This window comes from Streptomyces sp. NPDC048269, assembly GCF_040652395.1.
Classification (GTDB): domain Bacteria; phylum Actinomycetota; class Actinomycetes; order Streptomycetales; family Streptomycetaceae; genus Streptomyces.
In genome coordinates this window covers 102803-125251 of sequence record NZ_JBEZLW010000004.1, presented here as the reverse complement: position 1 = coordinate 125251, position 22449 = coordinate 102803, and the positions used below count along the sequence as shown (strand labels likewise).

The following is a 22449-nucleotide window of genomic DNA, read 5'->3' as shown; positions in this document are numbered from 1 at the left end:
TATGACGTCAGAGGTAATCGACCCGGCCGGAGGGCGCCCGGCACAGTGGGGCCATCGGGTTCCGGGGCCGCGCACTCGGCTCCGGAACCCGTCTCCCACCAGGCCGTTCGACCTTGATGGAGGCTGATCTCCCATGTCCGCGACCCTGCTCGGCAGCATCGCCCGGACCACCGCGCCGCAGACCGCGCTGCGCCGCTTCCTCGCCCTCGACTCGGTGGTCACCACCGGCAACGGGCTCGCGTACGTCGCCTTCTCCGCCCCGCTGGGACGGCTGCTCGGGGTCGGTCAGGGCCTGCTGCTGGAACTGGGCGTCCTCCTCGCCGCGTTCGGCGCCGCGGTCGGCTGGCTCGCCTCCCGGCGCCGGCCGCCGGTCTTCCCCGTGAAGTTCGTCGTCGAGGCGAACTACGCCTGGGCCGCCCTGAGTCTCGTGTCCCTGCTGGTCTGGTTCCCGCCCACCACCGCCGGCCTGGTGTGGATCCCGGTGCAGGCCGTCACGGTGGCCTCGTTCGCCCTGCTCCAGCAGCTCGCCCTGCGCTCAGTCACCGAGTGAGCGCAGGTACTTCACCGTCGCCGGGTCGGCCGGGAGCATCGTCTCGATGGCCAGCTCGGCGACGGTCACGTCCATCGGCGTGTTGAAGGTCGCGATCGACGACACGAAGGACAGCACGTGACCGTCGTGCTCGATGAGGAGCGGAAGCGCGATGTACGGAACGGGCTCATCCGGTTCGGCGTCGCCCGGGGGCTCGGCGACCGGATAGGCCGACACCTCCTCGTACAGCGCGCGCAGCGGCTCGGACCGGGCCAGCGCGATCTGCCGCTCCATCTGCGCCAGGAGGTGCCCGCGCCACTCCTTGAGGTTGCGGATCCTCGGAGCCAGGCCCTCGGGGTGCAGGGTGATCCGCATGGCGTTCAGGGGCGGGGTCAGCAGGTGCTCCGGCAGCCCGTCCAGCAGCATCGCGATGCCCCGGTTGGCGGCGACGACGTCGTACGTGGCGTCCACGACCAGAGCGGGGTAGGGCTCGTAGCCGGTCAGCAGTCGCTGGATGCCCTCGCGCAGCGTCTCCATCGACGGGTCGTCCAGGGCGGTCTGCGCGTAGTGCGGGGCGTAACCCGCCGCCAGCAGCAGGGCGTTGCGCTCCCGCACCGGCACGTCCAGGCGGTCGGCGAGCCTCAGCACCATCTCCTCGCTCGGCCGGGACCGGCCGGTCTCGATGAAGCTGATGTGCCGCGACGAGGAGTCGGCGCGGCCCGCCAGCTCCAGCTGGCTGATGCCGCGCCGCTCCCGCCAGGTGCGGAGCATGGCGCCGACCGTGGGCATCGTGGTGGTCATGCCCACGACGGTAGCTGAGCGTGCCGGCCCGGGTCAGCCCAGATCGAAGACGTTCCGCAGGCCGAGACGGTGGCGCCACAGGTCGTGCCGTTTGGCGGGCTCGACCTCCGGTGCCCGGTACAGCGGCTGGATCGTGCACCGGTCCGCTTTCGAACCGTCCCGGTCCAGGAGGGAGTTGACGGCGGCCCGGGCGGAGGCGTTCGCGCCCTCCATCGTCGCCAGATCGATGTCGACCGCCACGTAGTCCCCGCTGAGGAAGAAGTTGGGGATGCGGGTGCCCGCGCTCGGCCGGTTGTGGAAGGTGCCGGTCGGGTGGATCAGCAGCTCGTCCTGGTTGGTCGGGTTCGGGGTGCCCAGCCCGTCGACGCCCGGATCCAGGAACCAGGAGTGCAGCGCGGAGTCGCTCAGCAGGGTCTTCCCGCTGTCGTTGAGAGAAGCCTTCAGCTGCGCCCACACCTCGCGCGCCACCTCCTCGCGGGTGCATTGCTTGGCCGTCTTCCCGTACAGGATCCCGGGCTTGTCCCACTCCGAGATGTCCACCGACAGGCAGTCGACGGCGGAGCCGTCGCCGTAGTCGGCGGGGAAGTTCCGGGACGGCCAGTGCTCGGCCTGCTGGATCGCCGTCAACGACCAGGGGGAGTCGATGCAGTTGAGGTGGCCGTGCACCAGCGCGGCCCGCTCGGTGAGGTAGAACTGGATCCCGGTCATCCAGTCGGTCTCCAGCTCGTCGCAGCGCCCCAGCATGGGATCGGCGGCACGCAGCGCCGCGCCCCACGTGCGCCGGGCGTGCTCGACGGGCAGGGCCGAGACGTAGTGGTCGGCGGTGACGGTCTGCCGCGTGCCGGCCGGGTCCAGGACGATGACCCCGCTCACCCGGCCGTTCCCGTACTGCACCTCCCGTACGGTCCATCCGATCCTGAACTCCACCCCGAGCGAGCGCAGATGTGCCTCCCACGGGTCGATCCAGGCCTCGTTGGTGGGCAGGTTGAGGATGCGGTCCGGCGGGCCGTCCGCGCCGCGTCCCAGCAGGTTGAAGACGAAGGCCTCGCCGAGGGTGCCGACCGTACGGGTGGAGGCCTCCTCGGCCTTGGTCGCCACGATGTTGCGGGTGATGCCGACGGCGAGGATCCGCTGGTACTCGCCCGACATCTGCGCGGCGCGTACGAAGTCCCACCAGGGGGTGTGTTCCCAGACCTCGTTGCGCCGTTCGTCGCAGCTGGTGAGGAAGACGAGCACGCGGTCGACGAAGTACGCCGTCTCGTGCGGTGGGAGCCGGACCAGCGACTGCAGGATCCCGGTCAGGGCGCGCCGGAGCTCGTCGGGCGTCAGCTCGGCGGGGGAGTGGTCGGGCCAGGGGATGGGCCCGCGCAGGTCCTCGCGGCCGCCCGCCCGGGCGAACATCATCTCGCGAGGGGCCACGAGGTTGTCCCACACGCCGTTCGCGTTCCCGGGGAAGGGGATGCGGCGCATGGTGTCGGGCAGGTTGTGGTAGATGCCGGGGATGAAGCGGAAGCCGTGCTCGGCGGGCAGCGGCCGACGGGCGCCGCGGGCGCTGCCGGGCACGTCCATGCTGCGGGCCTTGCCGCCGAGCGCCCGGCGCTCGTACACCGTGACGGCGTAGCCGCGCTCGGCGAGTTCGTGGGCCGCGGTCAGCCCGGCCACCCCGCCGCCGAGGACGGCGACGCGTCTGCGGTTCGGCGGGGTCGCGGGGGCTGCCGCCGCCGGGGCCGCCAGGGTGCCGGTCGCCGACAAGGCGCCGGCGGTGGCCGCCGCGCCCGCGCCCGTGATGAACGTACGTCTGGAACTGCCTGTGCTCGCCATGTGATGCCGCCCCTTCGTCCCCTTGTTACCGCTGGTAACGGTCACGTCCGGCGCAGGAGCATATGGGGGGCCGGGCGGGTGCGGAAGGCGCGGAAAGTACCCGCGCGCACTATGGCGCGAAAGGTTCGTTCCGGCGTGCACTGTGGGAACCTTGACTACACGTCACGGGGAGAAGCACGGGGAAAAGGAGCTGGTGCATGCCGAGTGAGCCGCTGTCACAGAAGGAGATCGAGGACCGGTTGCGGGAGCTCCCCGGCTGGGCTTTCGAGGACGACCGGATTTCCCGCACCTACCGGCTGGGCTCGCACTTCGCGGCGAGCGCGCTGGTCGTCCACATCGCCACCGTCCAGGAGGAGTTGAACCACCACTCCGACCTGACGCTCGGCTACAACACGGTGCGCCTGTCGGTGAACAGCCACGACGCGGGCGGCGTGGTGACGGCGAACGACTTCGACCTCGCCGAACGGGTCGAAAACCTGGCCCCGGCGCACGGCGCGAGCTGATGCCGATACCGCGCCCCCTGCTCGACTACGACGCGGAGGCCGAAGCCTACGACGCCACCCGCGGCGGCCCCCCGCGCGCCGAGGCCGCCGCCGCGGCGGTCCTCGGCCTGCTCCCGGCGCACGTGCGGACCCTCCTCGACCTCGGCTGCGGCACGGGCATCGTCACCACCCGGCTCACCCGCCCCGGACTGCGCGTCCTGGGCGCGGACACCTCGCAGGCAATGGCCGCGATGGCATCCCGCCGCGGGATCCCCGCCGTCCTCGCCTCCGCCACCCGGCTGCCGGTGCGTCCGGCTTCGCTGGACGCGGTGAGCGCGGTGTGGCTGTTGCACCTGCTGCGGGACCCGGGCGCGGTCGGAGCCGTCGTCGCCGAGGCCGGCCGGGTGCTGCGGCCCGGCGGGGTGTTCGTCACCACCGTCGACAAGGACTCCGCGCACGACGTCGGCAGCGACATCGACGCCGTGTTCGCACCGCATCTGACGGCCGCCCCCGCGGACTCCTCGGATCGGGTCGAGGCGTACGCGGCGCGGGCCGGCCTGCGGCCGGCCGCCGAGACCCGCTTCACGGGCCACGGGCAGGGCCGCACCCCGCGCGGCTCCGCCGAAGCCCTGCTGGCGGGCCGGTACGCCTCGCGCGTCAGCCCGCGCGGCATCACCCCCCACGAACTGGCCTCCCGCCTGGCCCTGCTGCCCGGCCCGGACATCCCGCGCGCGGAGCCGACGTACCGCGTCCGAAGCTTCGTACGCGCCTGACGGTGGCTCCGCCCGGCCGCTCCGCCCGGCGGAGCCGCCCGGCCGCTCCGCCCGGCGGCTCCGCCCGGCGCGCCGGCGTGACTGCTCCATCCCGCGGCTCCGCCCGGCGGGCGGCACGCTACGGCTGCACGGGCTCCAGGCGCCACCACTGGCCGGGGGAGTCGGTGTCCTCGCCCTGCCGGGCCCGCCCCTCCGCGTCTGCCTCCAGCAGCAGGCCGCTGATGCACGCGACCAGGGACACCACTCCGGGATCGTCGAGGTGCTCCTCGACGATCCACTCCTGCGCGCCGAAGGCGTTGGCCCGCCACACCTGCACCCGGGCGCCGCTGTCCGTCGAGGCGTTCGCGACGTCCAGCCGCCTCTCGTTGTCCTCGCTCACCACATGGAAGATCCCGCCGCCGCTGTGGACGGGCGAGATCCGCCACCGGCGGGCGGCCACCGGCGCCGGCGGCCCGTCGGGGCCGAGCCGCACCCGGGAGGCGCCCTCCAGCTGGAGCACCAGCCCACTGTCGACGTTGCGGATCCGGTAGAGCCCCTCGGCAAGGTTCATGTGGATGCCGCTCACACGTCGAAGACGGCCGGGTCCGGGCCGATGCGGCGGCCCGCCGCGCCCGCGCCCAGGGCGTCCAGCGCGGCGACGTCGGCGGCGTCCAGCTCGAAGCCGAAGACGTCCAGGTTCTCCCGGATCCGCGCGGGGGTCACGGACTTCGGGATCACGATGTTCCCGTGCTGCAGGTGCCAGCGCAGCACCACCTGCGCCGCGCTGCGGCCGTGCTTGGCGGCGATCTCGGCCACCGCCGGGAGCGTCAGCAGCTCCTTGCCCTGGCCCAGTGGGGACCAGGCCTCGGTGGCGATCCCGCGCTCGGCGTGCAGCGCGCGCAGCTCGGCCTGCGGGAACAGCGGGTGCAACTCGATCTGGTTCACGGCGGGGACCAGCGGGCTCGCCCCGGCGAGCCGCTCCAGGTCCGCCGGGCGGAAGTTCGACACTCCGACCGCCTTGGCCCGGCCGCTCGCCGCGATCTCCTCGAACGTCTTCCAGATGGAGACGAAGTCGTCGCGCATCGGGCGCGGCCAGTGGATCAGGTACAGGTCGACGTAGTCGAGACCCAGCTTGCCGAGCGAGTCGTCGAACGCGCGCAGCACCGCGTCCCGGTTCCAGGTCCGCCTCGGGCCGTTCCACAGCTTCGTGGTGACGAACAGTTCCCCGCGTGCCACCCCGGAGGCGGCGACCGCCTTGCCGGTGCCGGCCTCGTTGCCGTAGACGGCCGCCGTGTCGATGCTGCGGTAGCCCGCCTCCAGCGCGGTCGAGACGGTCTGCTCCGCCTCCGCGTCCGGCACCTGCCAGACCCCGAAGCCGAGCTGGGGCATGAGCGTGCCGTTGTTGAGCTTGACGGTGGGGACCTGGTTCACGTCTGGTCGTTTCCCTCGGGTCGGTGGGCGGCCTCGTACGAGGGGCGACAACCGGCCCCCCGTGCGACGTATTCCCGCCGTCCGGGCACGATTCACGCCGTGCCGGGAGCGGTCCCGAGATACGCCTCCCGCACGAGCGGGTCCGCCCGTACCTCGGCCGCCGTGCCCTCGGCGAGGACCGTCCCGAGGTCCAGTACGACCACCCGTGCGCACAGGTCCATCACGAAGGCCACGTTGTGCTCGACCAGCAGCACCGCGCAGCCCTCCTCCCGGGCCAGCCTCCGCACGACCGCCGCGAGCTGCTCGCGCTCGGTGGCCGACATGCCGGACGCCGGCTCGTCCAGCAGCAGCACCCGCGGCGGATCGGCGACCGCGCGGGCCAGTTCCACCATCCGCGCCTGCCCGACGGGCAACCCGCCGGCGTACGAGGCCCCGAGCGGGCCGATCCCGCAGTCGGCCAGGACCCGCTCGCCCCGCTCCCGGCGCGCCCGCTCCCTTGCCCGCCGGGCCGGGAAGGCGAGCAGGTCGGCGGCGAGCCCGCCCCCGCCGCCCCGCCATTCCTGCGCCACCAGCAGGTTGTCCGCCACGCTGAGCTGACCGAACAGCTGCTGCCGCTGGAAGGTCCGGCGCATCCCGTGCCGGGCCCGCCAGACGGGGGAGCGGCGGGTGATGTCCACCCCGTCGAGCACCATCCGCCCCTGGTCGGGCCGCCGGATCCCGGACAGGACGTCGAACAGCGTGGTCTTTCCGGCCCCGTTCGGCCCGATCAGCCCGCACACCTCGCCCGCCCGGATCCCGAGGTCCACCCCGGCCAGTGCCCTGACACCGCCGAACCGCACGCTGACGCCGCTCGCCCGGAGCACGTACCCGCCCGTGTCGCCGCTCGTGCCGCCGTCCGTGACGTCGCCCGCGTCGCCGCTCATGTCGCCATCCCCAGATAGGCCTCGGTGAGCCGGTCCGCCTCCACCTCGGCCCGCGGGCCGCACCAGGAGACCCGGCCCTGCGAGAGGTACGCGACGGTGTCGGCGATCCCGAGGACCTCCGCCGCCTTCTCCTCCACGAGCAGCAGCGCGGTCCCGGCCTCGCGCAACTCCGTGAGCAGCGCGTACACCTCCTCCACCACGCGCGGGGCGAGCCCGAGCGAGGGCTCGTCGGCGATCAGCACCCCCGGCGGCCGCTGCAGCAGCGGCGCCAGGGCCAGCATCTGCTGCTCGCCGCCGGACAGGGCGCCCGCAGCCACTGCGCGGCGCTCGCCGAGCCGCGGGAACCGGTCGTAGACGGCGGCCCGCGCGTCGGCCTCCCGCAGGTACAGCGCCAGATTCTCCTCGATGGTGAGCGCCGGGAAGATCCCCCGGCCTTCGGGGGCGAGCAGCACCCCGGCCCGGGACCGCCGCACGGCCCCGTCCCGCGTGGCGTCCCGCCCGTGTACGCGTACCTCGCCGCCCGTGACGGGGAGCAGCCCGGCGGCGACCCGGCAGGCGGTGCTCTTCCCGGCCCCGTTTGGCCCGAGCACGGCGAGGATCTCCCCCTTGCGCACGGCGAGATCGACCCCGTGCAGCACGAGCCCCCCGTCGTACCCGGCGGTCACGGAGCGCAGCTCCAGCGCGGGCGCGGGCCGCGCGGGCCGCACAGCAGCCCCGCCGGCGTTCGAGGCGCGCAGGTCCGGGGGCGGAGCCGCCGCCGGGTCCGGGGCGGAGCCCCGGGACGGGGGGCCAGGGGCGGAGCCCACGGTTTCGGGAAGGGGCGGGGTGGGGGACGAGCCGCCCGCAGGGCCCGCTGCCCGCCGCCGCGCCAACCGCACCGGGACCGCCGCGCAATACCCGTCAGGGTCATTGGCCAAGGCCAACCCCGCCAGGCCGAACAGGATCACCGGCAGGTGCGCCGACGCCGTCACGTAGTCCGACAGCAGCCGCGGCGCAACGGTGAAGACGAGCCCCGCCACCACCGCGTACACCGGCCGCCGCACACCCGCCGCCACCACCACCGCCAGCCACACCAGACCCGTCATCGCGGTGAAATCAGTCGCCGTGATCCGGGTGTTGAACGACGCGTACATCACGCCCCCGAACCCGGCCAGCCCCGCCGACAGCGTGAACAGGAGCAGCTTCGTCCGCAGCACGGACACACCGGAGGCCATGGCCGCCGCCGGAGCCGACCGTACGGCCAGCATCGCCCGCCCCGACGGGGAGCTGCGCAGCGCGCTCAGCCCGGCGGCCACCACGGCGACCAGGACGACCAGGGCCACCCCCAGCGCCCGGTCGTCGGACAGGTCCACCGGCCCGAACACCGGTCGCGGGACCGCCCACCCCGAATCGCCGTTCCGCAGCCGGCTCAGCTGGAACAGCACTTGGTCGGCCAGGAACGCCAGCGCCAGCGTGGCCAGGGCCAAGGACCGCCCGCCGAGCCGCAGCGCCGGCAGCGCGACCAGCGCCCCCAGCAGGGCGGCCGCGCACGTACCCACCGCCAGCGCCGCCACGAACGGCCAGCCCCGGCTCATCAGCAGCCCGGCCACCAGCGCGGCCCCGGTCACGAACGTGCCCTGGGCCAGCGACACCATCGCCCCCAGCCCGGTCACCACGGTGAAGGACATGAACACCAGCGCGATGGCCAGTCCCTGCGCCAGCAGCCCGCTCCAGAACGGCGTGTTCACGGTGTAGAACGCCACGCACAACAGCCCGGCGCCGCTTGCCCACACCCCCCATCGCCGCCCCCAGGAGGCCCCCGCCAGATGGTCCACCGGCGGTTCGTCCACGGCCGCCACACCCGCCGTCCGCGCCCGCCGGGTCAGTACCAGCAGGCCTCCGAACAGGATCAGGAACGGCACCGCCGTACGGAAGCCCGTGATGCCCTCGGCGAAGGACGCGTACCCCGCCACCAGGTTCTGGAGCACGCCGAGGCCCAGCCCGCCCGCGAAGGCGAGCGGCACGGACGCGAACCGTCCGATGACCGCCGCCGTCGCCGAGACGAACAGGAAGAGGGTGAAATCGTGCGCCGACAGGCCCAGCAGTGGGGTCGCGAGCACTCCCGCCAGCCCGGCCAGCGCCGACGCGATCATCCAGGCCACCGACGACAGCCGGTCCGCGCTGATCCCGCGCAGCTCGGTCAGCGAGCGGTTGTCTACGGCGGCCCGCAGCCGCAGCCCCAGCCGGGTGTGCCGCATCAGCACCCACAGGGCCACCGCCACCACCGCCGTCGCCACCCACGTGATCAGTTGGTCGGAGTCGATGCCGACCCCCTGCGCGAGCTGCCAGGACTTCGCCGGGCTCGGCCCGACCCCCGGCAGCCCGAACTGGTTCTCGGCGGGCTTCACCGGCGCCCCCGCCTCCGCCAGCAGCTCCACGGCCCACAGCCCGGCGGCCGGCAGCGCCACGAGCAGCCCGATCGTCGCGACGATCTGCGCCGTCTCGCCGACCCGCGCGAGCCGCCGGAACATCAGCCGGTCCAGCCCCCACCCGAGCCCGGGCGCCAGTGCGCACACCACCAGCAGCGCCGCCGGGACGGCCGGCCAGCCCAGGCCCGAGTGCAACTCGTAGAAGGCGAGTGCGCACAGGTAGGCGGTGGCCCCGTGCGCGAAGTTGAACAGCCCGGACGCCGAGTACGACAGCACCAGCCCGGTGGCGAGCAGTGCGTACAGGGCGCCGGAGACCAGACCGCTCAGGACGAAGACGAGCAGATCCCCCATGCCTCGACCCCGATCCCTACGTGAAGGGGACGGGTTCGTAGCACTTGAACGGGACGGCGACCTCGTACGTGCCGTTCTTGAGCTGTACGAGCGCCCCGCAGCCGAAGCTGTCCTTCTGCCCCTTGGGCTCCGCCCGGTCGCCGACGAGGGTGCCGGTGTCGGAGAAGTGCTGCGCGGCGTACTGGAAGGACTCGACGGTCATGTCCTCGCCCGCCGTCCGCGCGATCGAGACGAACAGGTCGGCGGCCATGTACCCGGTCAACATGTGCATGCTCAGGGGCACGTCCCGGCCGCCCGACGCGGCCTTGATGTCGGCCTTGAACTGGGCCATCTTCGGGCTGTCCGACTCGAAGGGCTCGAACTGGAGCAGCACGTACACCCCGTCGAGCGCCTGCTTGGTGGCGTCCTTCGCGAGCAGCCCGGGGTCGTAGTCGGTGGGGTCGGACAGCAGCCCCTTGTAGCCGCTGCGCTTGAGCGCGGTGAACAGCCCGATGTTGTTCGGGGTCTGCATGACGGAGACCACGGCGTCCGGTGCCTTGCCGCCGTTGCTCTCCAGGATCTCCTTCACGTACGCGGACCAGTCGCTCGGCACGGCGGTCGCGGGCACGGAGGCCTTGGCGTAGGAGACCGTGAAACCGGCGCTGGTGAAGCCCTGCTGGAAGGTCCGGATGCCGAACTTCCCGGCGTCGCTGTCGTTCGCGATGACGGCGACGGACTTGCCCCGGGCGCCGCCGAGGACCGCGGCGATGCCCTCGGGCCAGGTCTGGTTGAGGGTGCCGCCGGGGGTGGGGACCAGGCAGCCGTTGAAGCCGTAGATGTACTCGGGGCCGCAGAAGGAGGGCAGAGTGCCCCAGCCGAAGGTGGGGACCTTCTCCTGCTCCAGGAAGTCGGCGCCCGAGAAGGTCACCGAGCTCATCGGGGCGACCGCGAAGACCTCGTCCTGCTGGACCAGTTTGCGGGCGGCCGCCATGTTCTTCGCGGGGTCCTGGCCGTCGTCCTCCGCGCCGAGGTAGTCGATCTTGCGGCCGTTGACGCCTCCCTCGGCGTTGGCCCTCAGGTAGCGGGCCTTGGCGCCGAGATCGGTGTCCTTCTTGCTGTATCCGCTCGCGCTGGTCATCGACACGATGCCGCCGACCTTGATCGAGTCGGCGGTCAGCCCGCGGCGGCTCCCGGGGGTGTCCCCGACCCCGCCCTTGCCGTGGCCGTTCGTGGAGGCGGAGTTGCAGGCGGAGACGAGCGCGAGGGCCGCCGCCGCGGCGGCCAGGGTGCGGATCGGTCGCAACATCTGTGGATCCCCTCCGGTCGGAATCCCCGCATTCTGTGCGCGACCTGACGGATCGTCAATATCAACGGCACGTGTAAGTGACGATCCGTCAGATGAACCGGTGCTGTGAGTGGAGGGGACGCGCTCAGGACTGGTAGAGGGCCGCGACCTCCACCGCGTACGCCTTCTCGATCGCCCGGCGCTTGAGCTTCAGGGAGGGGGTCAACAGCCCCTGTTCCTCCGTGAACTGCCCGGCGAGCACCCGGAAGGTGCGGATCGCCTCCGCCTGCGAGACCAGGGTGTTGGCGGCCACTACCGCCCGGCGGACCTCCGCCGTCAGGTCCGCGTCGTGCACCAGGTCGGCCGCCGGCCGCTGCGCCAGGCCGCGCATGGACAGCCAATGGGCGATCCCCTCCGTGTCGAGGGTGATCAGGGCCGCGATGTAGGGACGGTCGTTGCCCACCAGCACGCACTGCGACACCAGCGGATGCGAGCGGACCCGCTCCTCCAGCGCGGCCGGCTGGACGCTCTTGCCGTTGGAGGTCACCAGGATCTCCTTCTTGCGGCCGGTGATGGTGAGGTAGCCGTCCTCGTCCAGCCGCCCCAGGTCCCCGGTCGCCAGCCACCCGCCGCGCAGCACCGCGTCCGTGGCGGGCGGGTCGTTGAGGTACCCGGCGAAGACGTGGCCGCCGTGCAGCCAGACCTCCCCGTCGTCCGCGATGTGCACCGTGGCGCCGGGGATCGGCGGGCCCACCGTGCCGTACTTCGTCGCCCCCGGCGGATTCGCGGTGGCCGCCGCGGACGACTCGGTCAGGCCGTATCCCTCGAAGATCGTGATCCCGGCGCCGTCGAAGAACAGCCCGAGGCGGCGCGACATCGCGGACCCGCCCGACATGGCGTGCCGCACCCGGCCGCCCATGGCCGCGCGGACCTTCCCGTACACGAGCTTCTCGAAGAGCTGGTGCTCCATCCGCAGCCCGGCCGAGGGGCCAGGCCCGATACCGAAGGCCTTCTCCTCGCGCGCCTCCGCGTACCGTACGGCCGTCTCCACCGCCCGGTCGAAGGGGCCCGTGCGCCCCTCCGCCTCGGCCTTGCGGCGCGCGGCCGCGAAGACCTTCTCGAAGACGTAAGGGACCCCGAGCACGAAGGTCGGCCGGAACGCGGCGAGGTCCGGCAGCAGTTCGGCCGCCGCCAGTACGGGCTGGTGGCCGAGCTTGACCCGGGCGCGGATGGCGGCCACCTCCACCATCCGCCCGAAGACGTGCGCCAGCGGCAGGAAGAGCAAGGTGGACGGCTGCTCACCGGGACCGGCCTGGAAGACGGACTCCCAGCGGCTCACCATGGTGTCGGTCTCGAACATGAAATTGGCGTGGGTGAGGACACAGCCCTTGGGGCGGCCGGTGGTACCGGAGGTGTAGATGACGGTGGCGACGGCGTCGGGGGTCACGGCGCCGCGGTGGCGGTGCACGACGTCCTCGGCGACCCCGCGGCCGTCGGCGACGAGGCCGTCCACGGCCCCCTCGTCGAGCTGCCACAGCAGGCGCAGGAGCGGAAGCCGGTCGATGACCGAGCCCACGGTCATGGCCTGGTCCTCGTTCTCGACGACGCAGGCCGTGCACGCGGAGTCGGCCAGGATCCAGTGCACCTGCTCGGCGGAGGACGTCGGGTAGACGGGGACCGGCTGGGCGCCGATCGCCCACAGGGCGAAATCGAAGAGGGTCCACTCGTACCGGGTACGGGACATGATGGCGACCCGGTCGCCGAACCGTACGCCCTGGGCCAGCAGGCCCTTGGCGAGCGCGAGGACTTCGGCGGCCAGTTCGGCGGAGGTCACGTCCTGCCAGACCCCGTCGGTCTTGCGCCCGAGCACCACCCGGCCCGGTTCCTCGCGCGCATGCCGGAAGACGATGTCGGCCAGACCGCCGACGGGCGCGTCGGTGACGACAGGTGGGACGGTGATCTCGCGCAAGGCCCCGCTCCTCTCCGTACGGCGCGGCGACGCTACCCCACGCCGCAGGGCAGTTGATCAGCAAGCGGATACCTGCACAAGACCTCCCCAGCGATGCCCCTTGTCGAGGTCGGGCGCCGGTGGCGCCGGGGCGGCGGCGAAGCCACACCCAGCCCGCCCGGGGCGCCCCCCGGACGGGAGTCGGGGGACTTCGTGGCGCGGGGTCCGGGGCGGAGCCCCTGGTCTTCGAGCCGCGCCCGGGGCACCTCCCAGCGGTGGCCGGGGGAGACGCAGGCGCCGGTCCGGGGGCGGAGCCCGCAGTGTGCGGGAAAGGGCGGGGTGGGCGAACGGCACCGCGCAGTGGGGTGGGCGAACGGCACCGCGCGGCGGGGTCAGGCCGTGCGGCTCAGGCGGTCCGCGCCGGAGAGGACGGCCGCGGCCAAGGCTTCGGCGGGAGCGGACGCACGGGCCCCGCGGAGCAGGGCGAACTCGACCGGCCCCAGCTCCGGCAGGCCCCCGACCCGGACCAGCCCCGGCGGAATCAGCCCCCGGGTGTGGGCCATCACGCCCAGCCCCGCCCGGGCCGCCGCGATCAGACCGCTCAGGCTGCCGCTCGTACAGGCGATCCGCCATGCCCGCCCCTCACGCTCCAGTACCTCCAGCGCCCGCGTCCTGGTGATCCCCGGCGGCGGGAACACGATCAGCGGGACCGGCCGCTCCGGGTCCACCCGCAGTCCCTCCGCCCCGATCCACACCATCCGGTCCCGCCACACCAGGCGCCCCCGCTCGTCCCCCGGCCCCCGCCGCTTCGCCAGCACCAGGTCCAGGCGCCCCGCGTCCAGCCGCTCGTGCAGCGTCCCCGAGAGCTCCACCGACAGCTCCAGGTCCACCTCGGGATGCTCGTGCCGGAACCCCTCCAGGATCTCCGGCAGCCGCGTCAGCACGAAGTCCTCCGAAGCCCCGAAACGCAGCCGCCCCCGCAGCCGGGTCCCCGTGAAGAAGGCCGCCGCCCGTTCGTGCGCCTCCAGGATGGTGCGCGCGAAGCCCAGCAGCGCCTCGCCGTCCTCGGTCAGCTCCACGCTGTGCGTGTCCCGGACGAACAGCGGCCGCCCCGTCGCCTCCTCCAGCCGCCGCACGTGCTGGCTGACGGTGGACTGCCGTACGCCGAGCCGCCCCGCGGCCTGGGTGAAGCTCAGCGTCTGGGCCACCGTGAGGAACGTACGCAGCTGGACGGGGTCGTACATACCGCACAGGGTACGAGGCTTATCGGGAAACGTGATGACAGTGAGTGCGGTGTGCGGGTTTCCCGATCACCGCTCCACCACCGACCATGAACGCGTGAGCACTCCGCACGGGCGCCGCCCGCACATGCCCGCCCGGCTGCCCGTGGACCCGTACATACTGGCCCTCCTCGGCACCGTCGGCCTCGCCGCCCTCCTCCCCGCCCGCGGTCAGGCCGCCACCGTCGCCGACGGGGCCTCCACCGCCGCCGTGGCCCTGCTGTTCTTCCTCTACGGGGCCCGGCTCTCCACCCGCGAGGCCCTCGACGGCCTGCGCCACTGGCGGCTGCACCTCACCGTGCTCGCCTGCACCTTCCTCCTCTTCCCCCTCCTCGGCCTCGCCGCCCGAGGACTCGTCCCCACCCTCCTCACACCCCCGCTCTACAGCGGACTGCTCTTCCTCTGCCTGGTCCCCTCGACCATCCAGTCCTCCATCGCCTTCACTTCGATGGCCCGCGGCAACGTCCCCGCCGCGATCTGCGCCGGCTCCTTCTCCAGCCTCGCCGGCATCGTCCTCACCCCGCTGCTCGCCGCGGCCCTGCTCGGGAACGGCGCGGGCGGCTTCTCCCTCGACTCCCTCCTCGAGATCGTCCTCCAGCTCCTGCTGCCCTTCCTCCTCGGACAGGCCCTGCGCCGCTGGGTCGGCGGCTTCCTCGTACGCAACAAGAAGGTGCTGGGCCACGTCGACCGCGGCTCGATCCTGCTCGTCGTCTACGCCGCCTTCAGCGCGGGCATGGCCGCCGGCATCTGGCACCAGGTCAGCGTCCCGCGCCTCGGCGCCCTGCTGGCGGTGGAGGCCGTACTGCTCGCCGTCATGCTCCTCGTCAGCTGGTACGGGGCGGGGCGGCTCGGCTTCGGCCGCGCGGACCGCGTCGCCATCCAGTTCGCCGGGTCGAAGAAGAGCCTCGCCGCCGGACTCCCCATGGCCAGCGTGCTGTTCGGGGCCCACGCGAGCCTCGCCGTGCTCCCGCTCATGCTGTTCCACCAGATGCAGCTGATGGTCTGCGCGGTCCTCGCACGCCGCCGCGCCCAGGACCCCGAACTCCCCGTCGCCCATGTGGCGGAGGTCTCGCCGGCGGCCCAACACCCCGCCGCACGGGCCCGGTAACGTTCGGCGGTGACCTGGATACGCCCGCTCGCCGCCCACACCGAACGCCCCTGCACCCTGGTGGTCTGCCGCGGCTGCTGCTGCGGCGACCCCCGAAAGAACCCCGGCTCGGACCACGCCGGCCAGCTCGCCCGGCTGCGCGAGGCCGCCGCCGCCTCCGGGGGCCGGCTGGCCGTCCGTACGAGCGACTGCCTCGGCCCCTGCGCCCAGGCCAACGTCATCGTGGTCCAGCCCACGACTGAGGCCCGCCGCCGCGGCGCCCGCGCGACGTGGTTCGGCTGGGCCCTGGACGACACCGCGACCGACGAGATCATCGCCTGGGCGGAATCCGGCGGGCCGGGCACCACTCCGCTCCCGCCCGCCCTGGACCTCCACCGCATCGACCCGCCCGAGCCCGAGCGGGCCCCGAATTCCACCCGCCGCGGCCGCCGGGGCAAGGGTTAGAAGGCAGCGCTGGAAGGCGGCGCTAGAAGGTGATCCGCTCCTCACCCGCGTAGATGTTCATGTCCGGGCCGCGCAGGAAGCCGACCAGGGTCAGCCCCGAGTCCAGCGCCAGGTCCACCGCGAGCGAGGACGGCGCCGAGACCGCCGCCAGCACCGGGATGCCCGCCATCACGGCCTTCTGGGCCAGCTCGAAGGAAGCCCGGCCCGACACCAGCAGGACCGAGCCGGCGAGCGGGAGCCGGCCGGCCTGGAGGGCACGGCCGACGATCTTGTCCACCGCGTTGTGCCGGCCCACGTCCTCCCGTATGTCGACCAGCTCGCCGTCCGCCGTGAACAGCCCGGCCGCGTGCAGCCCGCCCGTCCGGTCGAAGACCTTCTGGGCCGCGCGCAGCCGGTCCGGCAGCTCGCCGAGGAGATCCGCGGAGATCCGTACCGGGTCGGCTGCCGTCCCCGGGAAACGGGTCGCCGTACGGACCGCGTCCAGGCTGGCCTTGCCGCACAGGCCGCAGGAGGAGGTGGTGTAGACGTTCCGCTCCAGCGTGATGTCCGGCACGGGCACCCCTGCGGCCAGCTGCACGTTGACCACGTTGTAGGTGTTCGAGCCGTCCTCCGTCGCCCCCTCGCAGTAGGTCACGGCCTGCACGTCCTCGCTGCGCGCCAGGACGCCCTCGCTCACGAGGAAGCCCACCGCCAGGGCGAAGTCGTCGCCCGGAGTCCGCATCGTGATGGCCAGCGGCTTGCCGTTCAGCCGTATCTCCAGTGGCTCCTCGGCGACCAGAGTGTCCGGACGGACCCCTGCCACGCCGTTCCGGATCCGGACGACGCGACGGCGCTCGGTGACCCGTCCCATGGTGATCAGCCCACCCCTTCAGTTCTCGCCCCGCACCCGACCGAATCCGGCTGCATCCGACAACTTTCATTGTCGCGGTTCCGCTTCGCGCACCGCTCCCGGCAGGTGGATCCTCGGGAATCTCCAAATTCCGGTGTCGGAATCCTGTCGGGTCACACGCACCCGTACCCGTCAGTAGCAGGCAAAGCTGGGTGATCCTGCACTTCCGTACAAAGGGGGACCCCGCCCATGACCGGTTCACGCGTGGTGGCGCTAGGGCACTACCAGCCCGCGAGAGTGCTCACCAACGAGGACCTCTCGGCCATGGTCGACACCACCGACGAGTGGATCCGGTCCCGGGTCGGCATCAGGACGCGCCACATCGCGGGTCCGGACGAGCCGGTCGACGAGCTCGCCTTCCAGGCGGCGGGCAAGGCCCTCGCAGGCGCCGGCCTGTCCCCGGACGAGATCGACCTCGTCCTGGTCGCCACCTCCACCGCGATCGACCGCTCGCCCAACATGGCCGCCCGCGTGGCAGCCAAGCTGGGCATGGGCGCCGGCCCCGCCGTGATGGACCTCAACGTCGTCTGCTCGGGCTTCACGCACGCCCTGGCCACCGCCGACCATGCCATCCGGGCCGGCTCCGCCACCCGCGCCCTGGTCATCGGCGCCGACAAGATGACCGAGATCACCGACTGGAACGACCGCACCACCTGCGTGCTCACCGGCGACGGTGCGGGCGCGGCCGTGGTCGAGGCCGCCGAGGAGCCGGGTATCGGACCGGTGCTGTGGGGCTCCGTCCCGGAGATGGGCAATGCCGTCCGGATCGAGGGCACGCCGCCGGTCTTCGCGCAGGAGGGCCAGTCCGTCTACCGCTGGACCACCAGCCAGCTCCCGCCGCTCGCCCGCAAGGTGTGCGAGAAGGCCGGGGTCCTCCCGGAGGAGCTGGCCGCCGTCGTCCTCCACCAGGCGAACCTGCGGATCATCGAGCCGCTCGCCGCCAAGATCGGCGCCGTCAACGCCGTCGTCGCCCGCGACGTCGTCGACTCCGGCAACACCTCGGCCGCCAGCATCCCGATGGCCCTGTCCAAGCTGGTGCAGCGCGGCGAGATCCCCACCGGCGCCCCCGTCCTGCTCTTCGGCTTCGGCGGCAACCTCTCTTACGCGGGACAGGTCATCCGCTGCCCGTGACCCCGGCGGCACGTGCCCACGGCCACAGCGAGACGCTCCGTCTCGCTGTGGCCGTCGGTGCATGCGTGCAGGTCAGCACGGCGTGGCGGACGGCGGCCGGTCGGATAAGTGGTCGGAGCCCCGCCGATCCTTTGCTATTGTTGTCCATGTCGCCGCGGGAAACCGGGGCCGACCACCTGGTCCGGGTGGCGGAATGGCAGACGCGCTAGCTTGAGGTGCTAGTGCCCTTTATCGGGCGTGGGGGTTCAAGTCCCCCCTCGGACACACATCGGCGAGGGCCGTGACTCCAGGAGTCACGGCCCTCGCTGCTTTGCGTTGCGGCCGAGCGGCCCGGGTCTCGCGACGGAACCGCGGAGGCCGAGTCCGTATCTGCGGCATCATGGGCTGTGAACGGGCCAGGGGGAGCAACGTGTCGCAGGACGTACCACGCAACAGCACGGTGATTGTCGGGCGTTACCGCCTGGAGCGGCGGCTGGGCAGGGGCGGCATGGGAACCGTCTGGCAGGCCTCCGACGAACTGCTCGGACGCTCCGTCGCCGTCAAGGAGCTCCATGTCGGCGACGGCACGCAGTCCGCGGGCGCTCTGCGCGAGGCCCGTACGGTGGCGCAGGTCAAGCACCCGCACGTCGTCGTGGTCCATGACGTCGTGGAGCAGGACGGGCACCCCTACATCGTCATGGAACTCGTCGAAGGCTGCTCGCTCGCCGACCGGCTCGCCGCCGACGGTCCGCTGGATCACGGCGAGGCGGCCCGCACGGGGCTCGCCCTGCTCGGCGCCCTGAGCGCGGCACACGCCCGCGGAGTGCTCCACCGGGACATCAAGCCGGCCAACGTGCTCATGGAGGCGGGAACCGGCCGGGTGGTGCTCACCGACTTCGGCATCGCCCGCCTCGCCGGCTCCACCACCATCAGTGAGACCGGCGCCTTCATCGGGTCACCCGAGTACACCTCGCCCGAGCGCATGCAGGGCGCCGCCGCCGGCCCCGGATCCGACCTGTGGTCCCTCGGCGTTCTGCTGTGCGCCGCGTTGACCGGTGAGTCGCCCTTCCACCGGGATTCGCTCGGCGGAGTCCTGCACGCCGTCGTGTCCGACGAGATCCGGCCGCCCGCGCAGGCGGGGCCGCTGCTGCCGCTGATCCAGGGCCTGCTGCAGCGCGATCCGGAACGGCGGCTGGGGGCGGCGGAGGCCGAACGGCTGCTGTCGGCGTACGTGACCACCGGCACCGTCCCGGTCCTCGACCGCGGCCTCGCCCCGACCCCGTCGGCGGGAACCGCCTCCGACGCCCCGACCACCCCCGCCCCGGCCGGCTACTCGCCGACCGAGCGCGTCGGCCGGCCGGCGGGCCCCGCGCCGGGACCGGCCGGGAAGCTCCGGCCGTCCGTCCGCCTGGGGCTGACCGCGGCCCTCGTCGTGGCGGCCGTCGTCGGCGGCGTGACCGCGACCTCCCTGCTCGCCGACGGTACGGAGGAGCGGGCCGAGGAGCCGGCGCGGAGCGCACCCGCCACCGCCTCGCCCGCCACCGCCTCGCCCAGGGCCGACACGGCCGTTGTGCAGTCCCCGCCGGCGACGCCCACGTCCGAGCACACCCCGTCCGCGCGTCCGCCCGCGCCCGGAAACTCCGCGTCCGCCAAGCCCGTGCCCCCGGGGTACCGGGCCGTCACCGATGCGCGGGGCTTCGCCCTCGCCGTGCCGAACGGTTTCCAGCGCAGCACCGACGACCAGCGGGTCTTCTACGTCTCCGGAGACGGGGCGATCCGGATCGGCATCAAGGTGAACCCGTCGGCGGCCGGCGGTCCGCTCGCCACGATGCGGCTCTCCGACGCGAACGGTCCGGACACCAACCCCGGATTCCGCGACAACTCGGTCGTTTCGACGACGCACAACGGACTGCCCGCCGCCCTGTGGGAGTTCACCTGGGACGGCTTCACGCGCGCCGAAGGTGCCCGGCACACCTACGACGTCTGCTGGGACGAGAACGGCCGCTTGTACGACGTGTGGGTGTCCGCGCCCGTCAGCCGGCTCGCCGAGGCCAGGAGCCACTTCGACGCGGCCCTGGATTCCTTCGTCCCGGGTCAGCCCTGATCACGGGCCCGGACCACGCCCGGCCGTCTCACGTGCCCAGGACCACCAGGCCCCTCGGAGTGGTCAGGGTGCCCGGGGCGACCTGGGTGAAGGTGTGGGGGAGGGACAGGCAGGGCCGGCCGGTGTCCGGGAGGGCGTCGAAGAGGTAGGCGGCCGCGGCCGTGGTGTCGCTGACCAGGTGGGGGCCGCCGGCGGCGGACGTGGTGTCCGTGAGCGGGGTGCGGAAGAGGCGGCGGAGGTGGCGCAGGGTCTCCGGGGTGAGGGGGGCCCGCGTCTGCTCGGGCCGGGGCTGCGGCTCCGGATGCGTGGGCGGGGTCCCGGCGTCGGGCCGCTCCGGCTCCGAGGCGGCCGGGACAGCCGGTGCGTCCGGGGGGAGCGCCCCCGTCAGGAGCAGGGCCAGCAGCACCGGAACGGCCTTGCGGCGCAAGGCCTCGGTCGCCGAACGCAGGCGGTGGGCGTGGGTCGCGGGCAGGGAGAGCGCGAGGCTCCCGGCGGCGTCGCCGGTCGCGATCGGGACCGCCGAGCAGACGACCCCGGGCGAGTACTCCAGCAGGTCGAAGACGGGCGCGCCAAGGGCCACCGCGTCCAGCGCGGTGAACAGGGCCCGGCTGTCGGTGATGGTCTGCGGCGTCAGCCGCGCGGGTCGGTACCGGGCCACGTGGTCGGCCCGCCGGTCGTGGTCGAGCTGGGTCAGCAGGCACTTGCCGACCGCACTGGCGTGCGCGGCGGCCCGGAAGTCCACCCACTCCCGCACCGGCGGGGTCCCGGGCCCGTCCGCCATCTGCGTGATCCGGACCTCGCCCTCCGCGTACCGGCTCAGGTACACCGCCGCACCCGCGCTGTCCCGGGCAAGGGCCAGCGTGCGCTGGAGCTGGCCCGCCAGGCCGCGGCCGCCGGGGACCGCGAGCCGGTCCAGGGCAGGGCCGCGCGCGTACACGCCCGCGCCGGCGCGGTACGCGTACTCCTCCTCGCACAGCATCGACAGCAGCGGGCGGAGTTCCTCCTCGCCGACCCCCGACTTCCGGGCGAGCTGGGCGGCCCGCACCCCCACGGGATGCCGCTCCAGGACCCGTACGACGGCCAGCGCGCGCAGCGCCTCCGCCAGAGCCTCCCCGGTCCCGGCCTGGACGACGGTCCCGCGGGCCGCCGCGGTCAGCGCCGGGTGGCGCAGCGGGCCGGGCGCGAGGCGCGGTACGGGAACGGCCGCCGGCGCTGAATCGGCGGCCGCGGCGCCGGTGACCGCGGCCGCCGACGGCCGGAACGCGGCCAGCACCCCGGACAGTCCGGGTCTGGGCAGCGGCACCGGGCCCAGGTCGGGATCGTCGAGCTGGTCGACGTACCGCAGGACGGCCGCCTGCGCGCACAGCCGCACTTCCCGCAGATCCCGTCGGCCGCCGGGCCGGAAGCCCCGGCGGCCCAGTTCGCGCGCCCAGTGCCGGGCGTCGTGGTATTCACCGCGCCGGGAGTGGTCGAGGAAGAGACAGTACGCGGCCGGGACGGTCCGGGGACCGGCCCCGCCCGCCGCGAACTGCCACCAGAACCGGGCGCCTTCGCGCAGTCCGGCCAGGTGCAGCAGGCAGCCGAAGACGACCGCGCCGGCCAGGTCGGTGTGCCGGGAGGCCAGGAAGGCGGCGAGCTGCGCCTCGGCCTTCGGCGCGCACACGGAGGCCAGGCAGGCGGCCTTCAGGTCACGGCGGGCCCGTTCGGCGTCGAGCGGGCAGTCCCGGGCCGGGTCGCTCCAGCCGGACACGGACCGGCGCCGGGCGCGGTGGCCGGAGGCAGGTGCGTGCGGGGTGGCGCGCAACAGCCGGGCCTCGGCCGCGCCCAGGTCGTAGTGCGGGTAGCGGTCGCGGACGCTCGCCCGGGCGAGGAAGTCGGACAGGGAGCGTGGGGCGTCGTCGCCGTCCTGCGGCTGCTGGCGTTCGTGGTGCCTCATGATCCGTCTGCTTCGGGTGGCTCGTGTGACTCGGCGGATTCGGGGGATCCGGCCGATACGGGTGCGTCGACGGACGTGTCGAGGAGCCGGGCGAGGCGTCGGTGGGCCTGGCCGAGGTACGAGCGGACCGTGGCCTCGTCGACGCCCATCACGGAGGCGGCCTCGCCCGGGGAACACTGGAGCCCGTACCGCAGCAGAACGGCGTCGCGCTGCCGCTCGGCGAGCCGGGACACGGCGGAGTAGAACCGGATGGTGTCGGTCAGCACCTCGTACCGGTCGACGTGGGCGTCCTTGAGGGCGGCTTCGAAGGCGCTGATGTCCATCGGCCGCGGCTGCCGCTGCCAGGGGTGGCGCGGCCGCTCCCGCCGGTCGACCAGGCAGTGCTTGAGCACGGTCCACGCGTAGGCGTCCAGCCGGTCCATGTGGAGCATCCGGAGCCACTCGCCCATGATCGAGTCGAAGGCGGCGTCCACAGCCTGCTCGGCCGCAGCGTCGGACCCCAGCTGCAGGTACGCGAAGCGCATGTACGCGGGCCGGCGATTGGCGTGGAAGGCCCAGTACGACAGGCGTGCCGTCGGATCCCACTGGCTCATCGGCGTCGGCCGCCGGCGCCGGCTCGGCAGTCCCACCGCCCCACCGGACTCCTCCGGTCCGCCATCGCTCACCGTTCCACCTCATCCCCTGTGCGCGCCCCGTACAGGTAAACAGCGCGCGGGCGCATCCGGAGGGCGCATAGAAGAAACCGGGGAACATTACGTCGGCGATGATCGCCTCTTGATCGATGTCGACCGCACGGGGGTCCAGCCGGCACGTATGCATATGCCTGCCGCCGGTGTCGCCCGACCGGCGGCAGGCGCGTGCGGACGGC

General features: G+C 73.4%; 19 protein-coding genes and 1 tRNA gene. 8 read left to right on the top strand and 12 right to left on the bottom strand.

The window, feature by feature from the left end:
* Positions 1 to 133: 133 nt before the first annotated feature.
* Positions 134 to 550, top strand: a complete 417-nt coding sequence (locus tag AB0D48_RS06225) for a hypothetical protein (protein ID WP_362391332.1) — start codon at positions 134 to 136, stop codon at positions 548 to 550.
* On the opposite strand, the gene AB0D48_RS06220 is transcribed toward AB0D48_RS06225, so the two are convergent.
* Positions 536 to 1330, bottom strand: coding sequence for a helix-turn-helix transcriptional regulator (locus tag AB0D48_RS06220; RefSeq protein ID WP_362391330.1), 795 nt, complete (start codon positions 1328 to 1330; stop codon positions 536 to 538). The genes AB0D48_RS06225 and AB0D48_RS06220 overlap by 15 nt on opposite strands.
* Positions 1331 to 1363: 33 nt before the next feature.
* The gene (locus tag AB0D48_RS06215) at positions 1364 to 3151 is read right to left on the bottom strand and encodes an FAD-dependent oxidoreductase (RefSeq protein ID WP_362391328.1); all 1788 of its coding nucleotides are present in this window, start codon (positions 3149 to 3151) and stop codon (positions 1364 to 1366) included.
* 197 nt (positions 3152 to 3348) lie between these two features.
* Here AB0D48_RS06215 and AB0D48_RS06210 point away from each other — a divergent pair, with 197 nt between their 5' ends.
* Both AB0D48_RS06210 and AB0D48_RS06205 read left to right on the top strand, forming a co-directional pair.
* Complete coding sequence (locus AB0D48_RS06210) at positions 3349 to 3654, top strand: 4a-hydroxytetrahydrobiopterin dehydratase (RefSeq protein ID WP_362391326.1); 306 nt, start codon at positions 3349 to 3351, stop codon at positions 3652 to 3654.
* The gene (locus tag AB0D48_RS06205; protein WP_362391324.1) at positions 3654 to 4406 is read left to right on the top strand and encodes a class I SAM-dependent methyltransferase; all 753 of its coding nucleotides are present in this window, start codon (positions 3654 to 3656) and stop codon (positions 4404 to 4406) included. The genes AB0D48_RS06210 and AB0D48_RS06205 overlap by 1 nt, the downstream gene beginning before the upstream one ends.
* Positions 4407 to 4524: 118 nt before the next feature.
* Here the strand turns inward: AB0D48_RS06205 and AB0D48_RS06200 are convergent, their stop codons facing one another.
* The 7 genes from AB0D48_RS06200 to AB0D48_RS06170 all read right to left on the bottom strand — a co-directional run bounded on the left by AB0D48_RS06200 (position 4525) and on the right by AB0D48_RS06170 (position 13954).
* A complete protein-coding gene (locus tag AB0D48_RS06200) occupies positions 4525 to 4956 on the bottom strand; it encodes an RICIN domain-containing protein (protein ID WP_362391711.1) in 432 nt (143 codons plus the stop codon).
* Between the two features lie 11 nt (positions 4957 to 4967).
* Entirely contained in the window at positions 4968 to 5816 is an 849-nt protein-coding gene (locus AB0D48_RS06195) for an aldo/keto reductase (protein WP_362391322.1), read from the bottom strand.
* Positions 5817 to 5908: 92 nt separating this feature from the next.
* Positions 5909 to 6739 carry an ABC transporter ATP-binding protein gene (locus AB0D48_RS06190; protein WP_362391320.1) on the bottom strand — a complete coding sequence of 277 codons (831 nt, stop codon included), beginning with the start codon at positions 6737 to 6739 and terminating at the stop codon, positions 5909 to 5911.
* The gene (locus AB0D48_RS06185) at positions 6736 to 9498 is read right to left on the bottom strand and encodes an ATP-binding cassette domain-containing protein (RefSeq protein WP_362391318.1); all 2763 of its coding nucleotides are present in this window, start codon (positions 9496 to 9498) and stop codon (positions 6736 to 6738) included. The genes AB0D48_RS06190 and AB0D48_RS06185 overlap by 4 nt, the downstream gene beginning before the upstream one ends.
* Before the next feature lie 16 nt (positions 9499 to 9514).
* A complete protein-coding gene (locus tag AB0D48_RS06180; RefSeq protein ID WP_362391316.1) occupies positions 9515 to 10783 on the bottom strand; it encodes an ABC transporter substrate-binding protein in 1269 nt (422 codons plus the stop codon).
* Between the two features lie 124 nt (positions 10784 to 10907).
* Positions 10908 to 12731 (bottom strand): AMP-dependent synthetase/ligase, encoded by a 1824-nt coding sequence (locus AB0D48_RS06175; RefSeq protein WP_362391314.1) that lies wholly within the window; start codon positions 12729 to 12731, stop codon positions 10908 to 10910.
* 371 nt (positions 12732 to 13102) lie between these two features.
* Complete coding sequence (locus tag AB0D48_RS06170) at positions 13103 to 13954, bottom strand: LysR substrate-binding domain-containing protein (protein ID WP_362391312.1); 852 nt, start codon at positions 13952 to 13954, stop codon at positions 13103 to 13105.
* 124 nt (positions 13955 to 14078) lie between these two features.
* On the opposite strand from AB0D48_RS06170, the gene AB0D48_RS06165 reads away from it, so the two are divergent.
* Both AB0D48_RS06165 and AB0D48_RS06160 read left to right on the top strand, forming a co-directional pair.
* On the top strand, positions 14079 to 15098 hold the full coding sequence (locus AB0D48_RS06165) for a bile acid:sodium symporter family protein (RefSeq protein WP_362391709.1): 1020 nt from the start codon (positions 14079 to 14081) through the stop codon (positions 15096 to 15098).
* Positions 15099 to 15107: 9 nt separating this feature from the next.
* Positions 15108 to 15542: a (2Fe-2S) ferredoxin domain-containing protein gene (locus AB0D48_RS06160; protein ID WP_362391310.1), complete on the top strand. Its 435-nt coding sequence runs from the start codon at positions 15108 to 15110 to the stop codon at positions 15540 to 15542.
* Between the two features lie 22 nt (positions 15543 to 15564).
* Here the strand turns inward: AB0D48_RS06160 and fdhD are convergent, their stop codons facing one another.
* Complete coding sequence (gene fdhD, locus AB0D48_RS06155) at positions 15565 to 16392, bottom strand: formate dehydrogenase accessory sulfurtransferase FdhD (protein ID WP_362391308.1); 828 nt, start codon at positions 16390 to 16392, stop codon at positions 15565 to 15567.
* A gap of 228 nt (positions 16393 to 16620) precedes the next feature.
* Between fdhD and AB0D48_RS06150 the strand changes: the two genes are divergently transcribed.
* The 3 genes from AB0D48_RS06150 to AB0D48_RS06140 all read left to right on the top strand — a co-directional run bounded on the left by AB0D48_RS06150 (position 16621) and on the right by AB0D48_RS06140 (position 19645).
* Positions 16621 to 17562, top strand: coding sequence for a beta-ketoacyl-ACP synthase III (locus AB0D48_RS06150; RefSeq protein ID WP_362391306.1), 942 nt, complete (start codon positions 16621 to 16623; stop codon positions 17560 to 17562).
* 179 nt (positions 17563 to 17741) lie between these two features.
* Positions 17742 to 17826: transfer RNA gene (locus tag AB0D48_RS06145), tRNA-Leu, on the top strand.
* Between the two features lie 145 nt (positions 17827 to 17971).
* Positions 17972 to 19645, top strand: coding sequence for a serine/threonine-protein kinase (locus AB0D48_RS06140; protein ID WP_362391304.1), 1674 nt, complete (start codon positions 17972 to 17974; stop codon positions 19643 to 19645).
* Positions 19646 to 19673: 28 nt separating this feature from the next.
* Here the strand turns inward: AB0D48_RS06140 and AB0D48_RS06135 are convergent, their stop codons facing one another.
* Positions 19674 to 21581, bottom strand: a complete 1908-nt coding sequence (locus AB0D48_RS06135; protein WP_362391302.1) for an IclR family transcriptional regulator C-terminal domain-containing protein — start codon at positions 21579 to 21581, stop codon at positions 19674 to 19676.
* On the bottom strand, positions 21578 to 22246 hold the full coding sequence (locus AB0D48_RS06130; protein ID WP_362391300.1) for a sigma-70 family RNA polymerase sigma factor: 669 nt from the start codon (positions 22244 to 22246) through the stop codon (positions 21578 to 21580). Before AB0D48_RS06130 ends, AB0D48_RS06135 begins: the two co-directional genes overlap by 4 nt.
* Between the last annotated feature and the right edge of the window lie 203 nt (positions 22247 to 22449).